The sequence below is a fragment of the Mucilaginibacter sp. L196 genome, from assembly GCF_009765905.1.
Classification (GTDB): Bacteria; Bacteroidota; Bacteroidia; order Sphingobacteriales; family Sphingobacteriaceae; genus Mucilaginibacter.
Window position 1 is genome coordinate 1 of the sequence record NZ_LMUO01000003.1, and the last position, 14,519, is coordinate 14,519.

At 39.5% G+C, this 14,519-nt stretch carries 12 protein-coding genes; 5 read left to right on the forward strand and 7 right to left on the reverse strand.

Going from position 1 to position 14,519, the window contains the following annotated elements; all coding sequences use genetic code 11:
* Nucleotides 1-352: 352 nt before the first annotated feature.
* The 3 genes from GSQ74_RS00140 to GSQ74_RS00150 all read left to right on the forward strand — a co-directional run bounded on the left by GSQ74_RS00140 (nucleotide 353) and on the right by GSQ74_RS00150 (nucleotide 3,536).
* A complete protein-coding gene (locus GSQ74_RS00140) occupies nucleotides 353-1,726 on the forward strand; it encodes an RNA methyltransferase (RefSeq protein ID WP_158988820.1) in 1,374 nt (457 codons plus the stop codon).
* 133 nt (nucleotides 1,727-1,859) lie between these two features.
* Complete coding sequence (locus GSQ74_RS00145) at nucleotides 1,860-2,963, forward strand: PAS domain S-box protein (RefSeq protein ID WP_158988822.1); 1,104 nt, start codon at nucleotides 1,860-1,862, stop codon at nucleotides 2,961-2,963.
* 48 nt (nucleotides 2,964-3,011) lie between these two features.
* Nucleotides 3,012-3,536, forward strand: coding sequence for a hypothetical protein (locus tag GSQ74_RS00150; RefSeq protein ID WP_158988824.1), 525 nt, complete (start codon nucleotides 3,012-3,014; stop codon nucleotides 3,534-3,536).
* A 6-nt stretch (nucleotides 3,537-3,542) separates the two neighbouring features.
* On the opposite strand, the gene GSQ74_RS00155 is transcribed toward GSQ74_RS00150, so the two are convergent.
* The 3 genes from GSQ74_RS00155 to GSQ74_RS00165 all read right to left on the reverse strand — a co-directional run bounded on the left by GSQ74_RS00155 (nucleotide 3,543) and on the right by GSQ74_RS00165 (nucleotide 6,014).
* Nucleotides 3,543-3,908 (reverse strand): CoA-binding protein, encoded by a 366-nt coding sequence (locus GSQ74_RS00155; RefSeq protein ID WP_158988826.1) that lies wholly within the window; start codon nucleotides 3,906-3,908, stop codon nucleotides 3,543-3,545.
* Complete coding sequence (locus tag GSQ74_RS00160; RefSeq protein ID WP_158988828.1) at nucleotides 3,901-4,380, reverse strand: DinB family protein; 480 nt, start codon at nucleotides 4,378-4,380, stop codon at nucleotides 3,901-3,903. The genes GSQ74_RS00155 and GSQ74_RS00160 overlap by 8 nt, the downstream gene beginning before the upstream one ends.
* 83 nt (nucleotides 4,381-4,463) lie before the next feature.
* Nucleotides 4,464-6,014 (reverse strand): NAD(P)/FAD-dependent oxidoreductase, encoded by a 1,551-nt coding sequence (locus GSQ74_RS00165; protein WP_158988830.1) that lies wholly within the window; start codon nucleotides 6,012-6,014, stop codon nucleotides 4,464-4,466.
* Nucleotides 6,015-6,210: 196 nt separating this feature from the next.
* On the opposite strand from GSQ74_RS00165, the gene GSQ74_RS00170 reads away from it, so the two are divergent.
* Nucleotides 6,211-6,783 carry an RNA polymerase sigma factor gene (locus GSQ74_RS00170; protein WP_158988832.1) on the forward strand — a complete coding sequence of 191 codons (573 nt, stop codon included), beginning with the start codon at nucleotides 6,211-6,213 and terminating at the stop codon, nucleotides 6,781-6,783.
* Between the two features lie 305 nt (nucleotides 6,784-7,088).
* Nucleotides 7,089-7,514, forward strand: coding sequence for an ankyrin repeat domain-containing protein (locus GSQ74_RS00175; RefSeq protein WP_158988834.1), 426 nt, complete (start codon nucleotides 7,089-7,091; stop codon nucleotides 7,512-7,514).
* Between the two features lie 73 nt (nucleotides 7,515-7,587).
* Here the strand turns inward: GSQ74_RS00175 and GSQ74_RS00180 are convergent, their stop codons facing one another.
* The 4 genes from GSQ74_RS00180 to GSQ74_RS00195 all read right to left on the reverse strand — a co-directional run bounded on the left by GSQ74_RS00180 (nucleotide 7,588) and on the right by GSQ74_RS00195 (nucleotide 14,499).
* A complete protein-coding gene (locus GSQ74_RS00180; protein ID WP_158988836.1) occupies nucleotides 7,588-9,909 on the reverse strand; it encodes a glycoside hydrolase family 65 protein in 2,322 nt (773 codons plus the stop codon).
* Between the two features lie 61 nt (nucleotides 9,910-9,970).
* Nucleotides 9,971-11,824, reverse strand: a complete 1,854-nt coding sequence (locus GSQ74_RS00185; RefSeq protein WP_158988838.1) for a glycoside hydrolase family 13 protein — start codon at nucleotides 11,822-11,824, stop codon at nucleotides 9,971-9,973.
* A gap of 197 nt (nucleotides 11,825-12,021) precedes the next feature.
* Nucleotides 12,022-12,792: a SusE domain-containing protein gene (locus GSQ74_RS00190; protein ID WP_158988840.1), complete on the reverse strand. Its 771-nt coding sequence runs from the start codon at nucleotides 12,790-12,792 to the stop codon at nucleotides 12,022-12,024.
* Between the two features lie 63 nt (nucleotides 12,793-12,855).
* A complete protein-coding gene (locus tag GSQ74_RS00195; RefSeq protein WP_158988842.1) occupies nucleotides 12,856-14,499 on the reverse strand; it encodes a RagB/SusD family nutrient uptake outer membrane protein in 1,644 nt (547 codons plus the stop codon).
* Between the last annotated feature and the right edge of the window lie 20 nt (nucleotides 14,500-14,519).

Genomic DNA, 14,519 nt, shown 5'->3' on the forward strand with positions numbered 1-14,519 from the left:
GTATAAACCTTTTTCTTATCTCCAAACTTTATTTTAAAGTTTTTTCCGCCGCTTTCCTTCTCACTTTTCTCCTTCAATTGCGGGCTGCAAAGATGCGACTTTTATAGTTATCTAACAAGTAAAAACTTACTTTATTTTAGATTATTTTATTGTCGCCAAATGTTCAAAAAACAACCGCTTTTCTTTAGCGGGGCACAAATGTAATAAGAATATCCAACCCCACAAAAACATTTTTGCAAAAACTGTGTATACATTTATAACTAACTGTTAAACAGCCGATATTAGGGCATTCTTTTTTCGCTAGTATATAGTAAACAGGGCTATTATTGAATTCGTATCTTTGAAACACGATATGGACAAGCTTAATTTCCCTCCTAATTTCTTAGAATCATTATCCGGCGAGCCGGGTTTTGACGCAGAAAACTTTATAAATACTCACGAACTTTCTGAAACGCCTACCTCTATAAGGATAAATCCTTTTAAAAAATCAGCAATAAAGGGCAATAGCCAAGTGCCCTGGTGCCCCGAAGGCTATTATTTAGATACCCGCCCGTCGTTTACATTCGATCCTTTATTCCATGCAGGATGTTATTATGTACAGGAAGCATCATCCATGTTCATCGGTCATATATTAAAAAGCATTAAGCCCGATGGCGAACCTGTGAAGATATTAGATCTGTGCGCCGCGCCCGGAGGCAAAAGCACATTGATCAATTCGGCCATGCTGCCTGAGGATTTATTAGTAGCTAACGAGATCATCAAAACACGTGTACCGGTACTTGCTGACAATTTAAGCAAATGGGGAACTGCCAATGTCATCGTAACTAATAACGATCCAAAAGATTTTACCCGCCTGAAAGGCTTTTTTGATATTATATTGGTTGATGCGCCTTGCTCCGGTTCGGGTATGTTTCGTAAAGACCCTGCGGCGATGAACGAGTGGAGCGAAAACAACGTAAACCTATGCCAGCAAAGGCAGGAAAGAATTTTGGCCGACATCTATCCATGCTTAAAAGAAGGCGGACACCTTATATATAGTACATGCTCCTACTCGCACCAGGAAAACGAAGATATTTTGGATTGGCTTTGTGAAAGTTTTGAATTGGAGAGTTTGCCTATACCTATATATAAGGAGTGGGGCATTGTTGAAACTCAATCCGAAAAGAAGAAAGCATGGGGTTATCGTTTCTATCCCGGCAAGGTAAAGGGCGAAGGATTGTTCGCCGCCTGTTTAAGGAAAACCGGAAACCAGGAAGCGATGGGTGGTTTTAAAAATAAGGAACAGCAAAAGGTGGTAGCCAAAGAACTGGACCAGGTAAAGCAATATATTAACGAGCCTGCAGAATTTTACTATTTTAAAGTAAACGACGACTGGATGGCCATCAATCGTAATCATATTGAAAGTTTGAATATTCTGAGCCGGAACCTGTATGTAAAGAAATCGGGGGTGAGGATAGGCAAACTTGCAGGCAAGGATCTGGTACCCGACCATGAGCTGGCCCTAAGCATTATTGTTAATAAAGATGCCGTTTTACAAACCGAGCTGAATAAAGACCAGGCCATACAATATTTAAGGCGGGATAATCTTAACTTAACTATAGCTGAAACTGGCTGGAGTTTAATGAACTTTGAAGGTTATGCCTTAGGCTGGGCAAAATTACTGCCTAACCGGATCAACAATTATTATCCGAAGGAGATCAGGATATTTTCACAAGCTCCGCAATAATAGCCTAACAGCTGCTGAAACTGTCATTTTTTAAAATTGTTACCATAATAGCAAGGGCATTATACAACAAGTAGTAGTTAAATTGCGTACAATAAAACGTTAGGTTTTAACCGTGGACTAAGATTTGTGTACAATGGACGTTACTGATACCACTAATAATAATATAAAAGAAGATATATTTAATCTGGAGCATTTCTTCAACTTATCCCCAGACCTGCTATGTATTGCCGGTTTTGATGGGTATTTCAAAAAGATAAACCCTGCCGTCTCCAAAACACTTGGCTATACCAATGAAGAGTTATTTTCAAGGCCGATAGATTCATTTGTTCATGCTGAGGATCGTGCGCTAACGTCGCAGAAACGGGAGAATATTAAGAAAGACAACCCACTATTGCATTTCGAAAACCGGTATATAACTAAAGACGGCGAAATTGTTTGGCTATCCTGGACATCGATGCCAATTAAAGAAGAAGGGTTGGTTTTTGCCATTGCCAAAGTTATCACCCATAAAAAGAAACTAGAGGAGGATAGAAACTCGTTATTGAATAACTTAACTTCCATCAATAACGAGTTGAAACAACTAACCTACACAACATCTCATAATTTAAGGTTGCCGGTTAGTAACCTGCTATCTATTTTTAATTTCCTGGATATATCTAAAATTCAGGACAAAGAAACGCTTGAGTTTTTTGAAATGCTTAAGATCTCTGCCGAAAGTTTAAAGGATACGTTAAACGATTATGTTGACACCTTAAGCCAGAAAAACATTTTAGAAGTACACACCGAGGAATTAAATTTAAGTGAATGCCTTAATACAATCCTGCAATCGTTAGGATCATTGATACAAGGTGCAAAAGCAAAAATAGCTATCGATTTTTCTGTGTTTGAAACTATAAACTTTAACAAGGCTTACCTGGAAAGCATATTTCTTAACCTGATTACCAACTCTATTAAATACACCAAGCCTGATACAGCCCCTGTTATTACTATTTATACCAGAGAAAGAGATAATATTAAGCAATTGGTTTTATCTGATAAAGGATTAGGGTTTGATATGGATGCTGTGAAAGACAAGATATTCGGCTTCAATCAAAAGTTCCACAATCATAGCGATAGTAAAGGCATCGGTTTATACCTTGTTTATAATCACGTTACAAGTTTAGGCGGCAAAATAGCGATTGAAAGCCGACTGAATGAGGGGGCAACCTTTATTATATCGTTCCCTAAAAGTTTTTGATTATCTATACAATAGAATATACATCTTAGCTTATCACAATTAATAAACATGAAGAACAAATTACTGCTGATTGTATTTTTTGTTGCACCATTCATATCGCAAGCTCAGGTAAAAACCGTTATCGGCAATGACATTGTAAGCTTGAAAACTTTTACTACCGTTTTGGGTGATGCTGTTAGAATGGAAAAGCTTGATGATTATTTTAAACCATTGGGCTATAAGTTTACCGGTATGGAAAATATCTCCAGGCATGGGATGCAAGGGCATCAACTAACTTACATGGGCGATCATTCGGATTTTAGGATAGATCTGGTAAACCGGTTAAAACTTAATGTTTTGTATGAAACAGCATCTGCCGATGAATACAATACCATATTAACGGATTTGCAAACCAGCAATGGCTATAAAATTGTGGATGACGCGGATAGTGGCTTAACTACCTCCATAACGTTTGCCAATAGCGAATATCTGTTTGTTTTTATGACCAGGAAAACGCAAAATGGAATGCAATATTCCATCAATGCATCAAGCAAGGTGAGTAACCTGGTGGTTAATGATGGTAATAATCAATAAGTCTTATTAATATTGCCCTATTGATAATAGCACTAAGGTGCAGGCATATTCTGTTTCAATCCCTTTTTCGTTTGCCATTTTGCGCAGCTCAGTATTTTCGGTACCGGGGTTGAAGATAATACGCTTTGGGTGTGTATTTAATATATAATCATACAAAGGTGGCTGATTTTGCGTACCTACATATAAGGTTATCGTATCAATATCATCATGTATGATTTCGGCTTTTTCAATTTGCACGCCTGCAACTTCACCAGTTTTTATGCCGACGTTAACGATACTATGCCCATGATTTACCAATCGGTTTGCGGCCAGATATGCGTAACGGCTTGAATCCGGGGTAGCGCCTAAAACCAATGTCTTTTTATCAACCATTTATAATTCTATTTAATAATGCGATTTGCCCTGCATGATAAATATGATGCTGGATTAATCCATTGATCAATGCCTCATAAGTAACTACAGGCCTGTCGCCTCGTTGATCATCTATTGGCTCGCCCCATTGTTCCTCAGGAAAGTTTTGGATGATGCCTATCAAATTTACATTAACCAACTTTAAGTCATCAACATAATTCTGCCATTTTTGCTCCTCGGGCTTACCGGTCTCAGGCCAGTCTCCGCTGGTGGGTACGCCTGCGGTCATTCCGTTCATACGGTCCATCACTTCTTCTGTCCAGGCAACCATGTGCAGTACAATTTCAGCAATATTATGCACAGAGCCGGGCGGCTTTTCATAAGCGGCTTCGAAACTAATTTTGGCGATTGTATCATATATGCCTATGCCATACCATGGGCGGCCTGATAATACTTTTTCTAATTCTTGCTGTAGTTTTTCGGATGTTGTCATTTATAAAAATTTATCGCCTATTTACCCCCTCCGTCTCCTTCGTCGACACCTCCCCCTGATATCAGGGGGAGGCCGGGTGGGGGTTAAACTAATATTTTTAAAGCCGCTGTTGCACAGTTTATACCATCAATAGCAGCAGAAATTATGCCACCGGCATAACCCGCACCTTCGCCACAAGGGAATAAGCCGGTTATCTGTGGATGTTGTAATGTTTCTTTATCTCTCGGAACTTTTACTGGTGATGATGTCCGCGATTCTACACCTACTAATATAGCCTCGTTGGTATAATAGCCTTTCATTTTTTGCCCAAACACTGGTAATGCTTTGCGCAAACGTGCATTTATCCAATCGGGCAATATCTCTTTTAACTGGGTGCTTTTTGTACCGGGTAGATAAGAGTTTTTGGGTAGATCGATAGATTGCCAGCCATTCACAAAGTCGACCATGCGTTGTGCGGGGGCAACTAAACTACCGCCGCCTGCTATAAAGGCTAGCCGCTCAATTTCCTGCTGAAACTTGAGCATTTTAAATGGATCGTTTTCATCTCCGGCTACATCCTCTAAATTAATTTGGACCACTGTACCTGAGTTAGCATAAGGATTATTCCGTTTGGATGGACTCCAGCCATTCACTACAATTTCGTTAGCTTCAGTGGCGCAGGGCGCGATGATACCGCCGGGGCACATGCAAAAGGAGAATACGCCACGACCATCAACCTGTTCAACCAAACTATAATAGGATGGTGGCAAGTCATCACCCCGAACTTCGCAATGATATTGCGCACGGTCAATAATTTCCTGCGGATGTTCAATCCGCACACCTAAAGCAAATGGCTTGGCTTCGATCAATACATTTTGGCGATGCAGCAATTCAAAAACATCACGCGCGGAGTGGCCCGTTGCCAGTATTACCGCATCAGAGTTTATTTTTTCGCCTGATGCCAGTTCAACGCCTTTAATTTTATCAAAGGATATTATCAATGAGGTAACTTTCGCATCAAAGCGAATTTCTCCGCCTGCATTGAGTATCGTCTCGCGAATAGCGGTGATGATCTGTGGTAATTTATTGGTACCGATGTGCGGGCGGGCATCAACCAAAATATCAGTTGTTGCGCCATGAGCTACAAATATCTTCAATACCTGGTTTACATCGCCCCGTTTGGTTGAACGGGTATAGAGTTTACCATCAGAATATGTACCTGCGCCGCCTTCGCCAAAGCAATAATTACTTTCGGGATTTACCAAGCCTTGTTTGTTGATGTTCGCCAAATCGCGGCGACGATCTTTTACTTCCTTGCCGCGCTCTATAATGATCGGTTTTAGTCCAAGCTCTATACACTGCAAAGCGGCAAATAAACCAGCCGGACCAGCGCCCACTATAATAACAGGCTTGGCTTCTTTTACTTCAGGATAATTTACAGTGTAAGTTTCAGGTTTAAATGGTTCATCAATATAAACCTTTAGCTGCATGCGGTAAACAACCTTTCGACCGCGTGCATCAATTGAGCGCTTTAGTATTTGGAAGCCGGTAATTTTACTAAGGGATATTTTTAATGCTGATGCTGCAAAGCCTTTTAAAACGACTTCATCTTCATGCTGCCCGGGAGGGCATACTATTTCAATTTCTTTTATCATGCTTGTTGCCGGGTTTTTATCCCGGATAGGGCAAAGATAAAAGTTTTAGATGTTATTAGCGGCAACCGTCCGCAAGCAAACGTTAAACGTCCGTTATCGAACAGTTATACAATCTCGTTTATACATAATTAACTATAAATCAATAACATAAATTAAGGGTATCAATTTTGGCATAGCCTCATCAAATAGCAAAAAGATGAGCACAGATAATTATTTAAGGTTTATATGGGAAGGTTGCCTACGTAACGAGCCTAAATACCAGGAATTACTATATAAAACGTTATCGCCAAAAATGATGGCCATTTGCATTCGTTATGCAAAAGATAAAGACGAGGCGCAGGATATTTTACAGGAAGGTTTTGTAAAACTATTTAACAACCTGCACAATTATCGTGGCGAGGGTAGCCTGGAAGGTTGGATTCGCCGCATTATGGTACATTGCGCCATATCGCGCTATCGTAAAGCGCGCACTATGGTTTTGGTTGATGATTTTGGTGAAGATAACAAGATGATGGCAGGTACCACACGTAACGATAACACCCTTGAGGCTGCTGACTTATTACAAATGATAGATCAATTGCCTGATACTTATCGTTCGGTATTTAACATGTATGCTATTGAAGGTTTTTCGCATCAGGAAATAGGGACTAAACTTGGCATGTCGGAACTGCTATCAAGAACCACTTTATGCCGCGCAAGAGGCATTTTGAAAACCAGACTGAACAAACTGAATAAATTGGAGGACAGAGAATTACATGCAGTAGCCTGAATTTAATTTAAAAATCGTATTCTATTCAGCTCTATTTTGTCATAAAAATGTCATCTGAAAATTAGAAAAATCATCTTCTATTAAACTAAAGGTTAATTTAAATCGGTGTAGATTATACACTATAGTCGCATTTTATATAAATCTCGCGCAAACTTTTGTTTGTATACCAAATACATTGTTTCATATAACGAAAGTCAAAGTTCGTCATTAAAAAAAAGCGCGAAACCTTCAATTAAACATTAATTAATTCTTTTACGTTATTAGGGTAATTTTAACCGGCTTTGGGCCCCTAATTAATTTATTAAATGAAAAAGAAAGTTATTCTATTAAGCTTATTTGTGCTGTTCTCACTACCAATTTTTGCTCAAAACATTTTTACTGCTGCCAAAACAAACGACATCCCCGGCATCAAATTCCTGTTAAACAGTGGTGTTAATGTAAATTCTCGTGACGCGCAAGGTGAAACACCCTTAATTGTTGCTGTACAAAGCGGACAATTACGCGCTGCCAAACTTTTACTTGAAGAAGATGCTGACATCAACCTTCAGGATAAAGCAGGTGATACCGCTTTAATTGACGCGGTAAATTCAGGCAATGCCGCCCTTGTAAAAACACTTATTGATCGTGGCGCTAATGTAAAAATCGCCGATAAAAATCATAAAGTTGCCGCCGATTATGCAAAAGCATCTAATAATACCGACATATTAAATTTATTGAATACCAATATTTAATATCAAAATATCTACAAAAAGGAAAGCCGGTATTTATTAAATACCGGCTTTCCTTTTTGTAATAAACTAACAATTACACCCTCACCTTATGCGCTACAAAGATTTGCGCATTTGAGTTGATATCGCAATGCTCATCAAAAACATTTACCCTCAGGTTATGGGTTGAGTAATTACTTAAGCAAATACCATCCGTATTAACCAAAACGTTGATCAATGCCCCACGAAAGGTGATGTTAAACGAATATGATTTCCATTGATTTGGTAAAAATGGGCTGAAACTTAGTTTGCCATTCTTTACCTGCATCCCGGCAAAACCTTCAACTACACTCATCCATGTGCCTGCCATTGAGGTGATATGTAAACCATCTTCCGTATCATTATTATAATCGTCCAAATCGAGCCTTGATGTACGCAGGTAAAAATTATAAGCATCATCTTCCCTACCTAAACGTGCCGCAAGTATAGCGTGTACACAAGGCGATAAAGAACTTTCATGTACCGTTAGCGGCTCATAAAACTCATAATTGCTTCGTAACGTTTCCTCATCAAATTTATCACTGAAAAAATAAAGCCCCTGTAATACGTCGGCCTGTTTAATATAGCACGACCGCAGTATCCTGTCCCAGCTCCAATTTTGGTTTAATGGCCTTTCGGCTGGATTAAGATCATTTACCGGAATTATTTCTTTATCGAGGAAACCATCCTGTTGCAAAAAGATGTTTTTTGTTTCATCCTTAGGGAAGTACATATTTTTGCAAATATGATTCCAGAAGGAAGTTTCATCTGCTTCATTAAAGTTTAGTTTTTTTATTAATTGCTGATATTTTTCAGGCGTATTTGTTTTTACATAGTTTACAGTTTCGCTCGCGTATTCCATGCTCCAGCAAGCAATGGTGCTGGTATACCAATTATTATTTACGTTATTTTCGTATTCATTTGGCCCGGTTACGCCCAGCATTACAAATTTGCCCTGGTTTTCGCTCCAGTTTACACGTTGGGCCCAAAAACGAGCTATCCCAACTAATACTTCCAGTCCGTATTCATTCAAATACGCTGCATCGCCGGTATAATTAATGTAATTATAAATGGCATAAGCTATAGCACCGTTGCGATGGATCTCTTCAAAAGTAATTTCCCATTCGTTATGACACTCTTCGCCATTCATGGTTACCATAGGGTACAAGGCTGCTCCGTCATTAAAACCAAGCTTTTGAGCGTTCTCTATAGCTTTATCAAGTTGCTTGTAACGGTAGATGAGCAGATTTTTAGTTACCTGCTGTGGTGCGGTAGCCAAATAAAAAGGCACACAATAAGCCTCTGTATCCCAATAAGTAGAACCGCCATATTTTTCGCCTGTAAAACCTTTAGGGCCTATATTTAAACGATCATCCTTACCCGTATAGGTTTGATTTAACTGAAAAATATTGAAACGGATGCCTTGCTGTGCTGCCACATCGCCTTCAATAATAATATCGTTTTCGTGCCATTTTTCCTTCCAGGCTTCTGCTTGTTCGGCTAACATTTTATCAAAACCTTTCGTGCTTACTTGGTTCAGTACTTTTGTACAGGCCGAGAGCAAATCTTCGGGTTTATAGTTTTGTGAGGATACGTTTACCGCGTATTTATATATCGTTATATTCTCACTCTTATTGGCGTTTACATTGACAACAGTTGATGTATATTTCTCTTTAGGTGTGCTGATATATTTGACATCTGCGGGTTTACCATTTTGATAAACAATGGTACAAACACCGGTACAAACCTCGTATAATGTTTTTTTAGTTCTCAGGGTTAAATAAGCCTGGTTATTATCAACCTTACTATTTACCGCATCCCAAAACTTTTCATCGTAATTAGAATCCTTATTGGCAATGTCGCCATCTATATAAGAGTTAATAGTTATTGCTCCGCTAAAATTCACCGGGGTGATTGTATATTCAATAGCACCGGCTTCTTCATCTACAATGCTGCAAAGCCGCCTGGCGTTTACCTTTATTTGTTTGCCGCTTTTCAGTTCGGCGGTAAAGGTGCGCTGCAGGTAGCCATCGCGCATGTTTAGTACTCTTTTAAACTCAAGTACTTTGCAGGTTGCCAGGTCAAGCTGTTCGTTTTCGATGTTTATATCGATGCCAATCCAGTTTGCGGCATTTAATACTTTGGCAAAGTTTTCAGGGTAACCGTTTTTCCACCAGCCAACCCTTGTTTTATCCGGATAATAAACGCCTGCTATATAACTTCCCTGTAAGGTTTTCCCGGAGTACGCTTCTTCAAAATTAGCGCGCTGCCCCATACGGCCATTGCCTATGCTAAACAGGCTCTCTGATATTTCATTAAGCTTTGGATCAAAACCCTCTTCTATTATTTGCCATTCATCAGCCTTAATGTAGTTCTTCATTTGCTAAAATATTCCTTCTCTGCGAGTAATGGTTATTGTTTTAGTTCGATTTAAATAGTGCTTATTTTTTCAACTCAAGCACTAAAGTTGTTTTACCGGGTATTGCTATTGATCCAATGTTACTTATACTCTCATTGGTGATAACATTTGTTGCCCTGGTAAATCCGGCGGTACGCTCATTAAACCTATCTGTGGTAAGCGTTTGTTCTTTTGTTTCGCCGTTATAAATTATCATGATCGTTTTGGCTGCATCGTATCGGAAGTAAACATATATGCCTTTTTCAGGTATATATTGCATTAGTTTACCGGTTTGCAAAGCGGGTGTGTGCTTTCTATAATTGGCAAGCGTGCGCACATAATTAAATGCCATTCTTTCCGAATCTGTACGACCTTCATTCGTAAATTTATTAGCCTTATCTCCTGCCCATCCGCCCGGGAAATCACTTCTCACCAACCCATCAGGATTATCAACGCCTTTCATTAATATCTCATCGCCGTAATACATTTGCGGTATACCGCGGGTAGTTAAAAGCAATGCCATTCCTGCCTTATATTTGTTGAAATCCTCGCCTACAACTGAATAGAAACGACTCATATCATGGTTATCTAAAAACACCACGTTGCGGTTTGGGTCCTGATATAAAAAATCCAGAGCCAATACTAGGTATAACCTGTTAACACCATCTGTCCAACCTTCTTTGCCATTAAGCGCTTCGGCCAATGCATCTTTTACTTGCGAATCAACTACACCCGGCAACTCTGTATCGAAACCACGGTTAACTGTATTACCTTGTGTAAAAAAGGCCTGGTTTGCAACCGACCATACCAGCGTTTCGCCATAAATAGATAAATGAGGAAACTCAGCCTTAACTTTTCTTGCCCAATCTGCCATATACTCGGCATCATTGTAAGGGTAGGTATCCAAACGGAAACCATCAACCCCGGCATATTCCACCCACCAAATATGATTTTGGGTAAGATAGTTCTGCACATAAGGATTATTCTCGTTCATATCAGCCATGCTATGATCAAACCAGCCATCAAGCATGATCTTCTTATCCATAGCAGACGCATGTGGATCCATCACGGCAGCATCCCTAAAGTTTGAGTTGGTATACTTTGGCCATTGATGCACCCAGCTTCTCATGGGCATATCTTTAATAAAATAATCATTTATGCCGGAGTGATTGTGTACCAGATCCTTAATTACTTTTAAACCCATGGCGTGGCATTTATCTACAAAAGCTTTATACAACGCATTTGTGCCAAATCGAGGGTCGACATAATAATGATCAGTTACCGCGTAGCCGTGGTAGGATGCATGTGGCATATCATTAGTAATTTCAGGCGTTAGCCATACGGTGGTAACCCCCAGATCTTTCAAATAATCCAAATGATTCATCACACCCTGTATGTCACCGCCGTGGCGGGCATACATTTGGCTGCGGTCAACTTTCATCTCTGCCATTCCGGGGATAGAATCATTAGAAGGATCGCCGTTTGAGAAGCGATCAGGCATAATCAAATAAATTAAATCCTTATCGGTAACGCCCTGCGCCCTGTTAGGGGAGTGGTCGCGTTGTTTCAATTCATATTTATATTGGAGATTAGCTGCTCTCGTTTTTATGAAAGATATGGTAAACGCGCCGGGTTTTGCAGCTGCGGATATATCCAGATCTAAAAATAGATAGTTTGGATTTTCAACCTTATGAACCTGCGTAAGCTTTACGCCGGGATAATTAAGTTTTACCGCGCGTTCAGCAATTTTATCACCATGTACAATTAGCTGAAGTTTAGGGTTTTTCATGCCAACCCACCAAAACATGGGTTCAACACGCTCAAGTGCCGGTATTTGTGCAAATGCACTGGCTGACAGAAACAGTAAAAAAACAATAAGAGCTAACTTAATTTTCATAGTGATATAGTATTGAAGAATTCAGGGGTAGATTTATTACAACAAAAGTTAGGGTGTGTTTTTGTTGGTGTTAATTAACAATACAGTTTGTATTGTATGATGATCGGGCGGTTTTGCTATACCCCGATTGTTAAATGCAACAATCGGGGTAAACAAAATTTATAATAACCACTAGGCAATTTTATTAAATATTACTACTATTTAAAACCAATAGTAAGTGCATTAATATCAAATGTTATAGTATAAGTACCTGCGGCTGCTGGGGCGCTTATATTATTATTAGCACCTATGGTTAACACACTGGTTGGAACAGTACTAGTAGCTGTAGCATATTTTATATTATAGCTATTTTTTACAGGTAAAATCAAAAATTGATTGTTACCACTTCCAGCTTGAAAAGTGAATGTTCCAGTGTAAGTACCATTTGATGTAAGAGATACTAAACTATCGGGCGATGCCGCATTCCAACCCTGAAAAGCTCCTACAATATAGATGTATGATGCTAAACTATACGGTGTAACGGTAACTGGCAACACATTTGAGTAACTGGCTACTTCAGGGCTAAGCGCATACTGAACACGTACATTTACATTTGATGTAACGCCGCCGGGTACAATTTGTAATAATGCAGTGTTTAAAACTGAGGTACTGAGGCCTAGTGTAAGTGAACCTGAGTTGAATGCTATAGTAGCCGGATGTTTCCAATTATCACCTATAGAATCAATTTGCAACGCATTAGTTACAGATGCCTTAAAGTTATCCTGTGATGCTGTTGCGGTAAATGTAATTACTTTAGTAGCTGTATCGGCGGCATTGGCTTTAACCAATACTACTGTTGATCCTGATGCTGATAATGTTCCCGGAGTACCGCCATTGCTTACCACTTTAGGGTCGTTCTTTGTACACGAGGCAAGCATTAGCATCCCTACACTGCTAAATGCTAAAAAACTTAATATTAACTTTTTCATTTTTTTCATTTTTTAAATTAAACATGCCTATTTATAAGTAATTAACTTATAATACTCACTTTATTAATACCCCGGATTTTGTTTGAGGTTAGGATTTGCAGCCAAATCCGTTGCTGGTAACGGGAATAAATTCCGATAAGAAGCGACACCTGTTCCATTAGCAACGCCGCCTTTAAATGGCCATAGGTATGTTGAGCTTGTAAATAAACCGTAACGGATCAAATCTGTACGACGGAAACCTTCCCAAAACAACTCGCGTGCACGCTCATCTAAAATAAATTGAAGCGTAAGTTGCGCTGCCACAATGTCACCGGCATGGCCTCCATATGCGCGTTCACGAATTAAATTAACGTAGTTTAGTGCCGTGCCCTGATCAGTTCCTGCGGCGCCGTTTAATGCTGCCTCTGCATATATCAAATACATTTCGGGCACACGGAACAATGGTAAATCAACGTCGCTATAGGTATTGCTCGAGCCTTGCGCACCTGTACTGGTAACGTTTCTAAATTTAGTAACGGCTATACCATCAGTAAATGTTAACACATTATTAATAGTTGCGCTTTGGCCAGGATACCAGAATTGTGCACGTGAATCTGCATTTCCATTACTTGGGAACTGTGAACCATCGGTAGTTGCCGGCGCAGGGAATAAACTAATGATATTACTTGTGGTTCTTGACCCATCATAACCACCACTAATTCCAAAAAGGTCAGGTGGCATTGAACCTCCAACAGGAGCGTGCGTTAAATATTGTGAACCGCCATAAGTTTCTGATTTGGTACCATTATAATTGATAGTTAAAATGAATTCACTTATTTTACCACCACCAGATACGGTATTTAAAGAATCATCGGCCAGCATCAAATTTTGAAAGTTTGATATCAATCCATAATTAGAAGTTCCAATAACCTTTGAAGCATAAGTTGCAGCATCTGCATAATCTGCTGTGCCGGTATATACAGCTGCATTAAGATAAACACGTGCCAGTAATGCCCAAACAGCAGCCTCATCAGCGCGGCCATATAGATTTTGATTGGGTTTAACCATTAATGGGTCAATCGCCTTTAATTCACTTACAATGTAAGCATAAAGGTTTTTCCTTGTGATCTGCGGAGGAATAGTTGAACCAATTGTGGTAGCATCAGTTGCAAATGGCGGATTACCAAAAACATCCATCATTACCCAGTACTGATAAGCACGCAAAAAACGAGCTTCGGCGGCATAATAAGCAATGTTAGTTGCATCGGCGCCTGTAATGCCACGCTTTGCAACCATTGCAGGTGTTGATTGCTGTAAAAAGTTGTTACATAGTGTTATCTGATATAATGACCGGTAATATAAGCCTTGAGAAATGGCATTAGTTGCATCCCATGACATTGAATGCAGTGGCTGTACGCCCGGGTCAGTATAAGTTATAACAGCTTCATCGGTTGGTAATTCTTCACAATTCCAGAATTCACGAAAAAAGTCAGATGTGCCTTCATCAACACCCTGTATATCAGGAGATCCTGCAGGTCCTTCATTTCCGGTAAGGGCAAAAGCACCATAAACTTTCGCCATCGCCTGGGTATAACCCAAAGGTGTACTGAATACCTGTTGCGAAGTAACCTCATTATTAGGCGAAAGGATAAGATTTTTTTTGCACGATGTTATGCTAAAGGCTACTATGCCCGCTAATAACACCATATTTATTGTATGTCTTTTCATTTTCATTTATGTTGTAAATA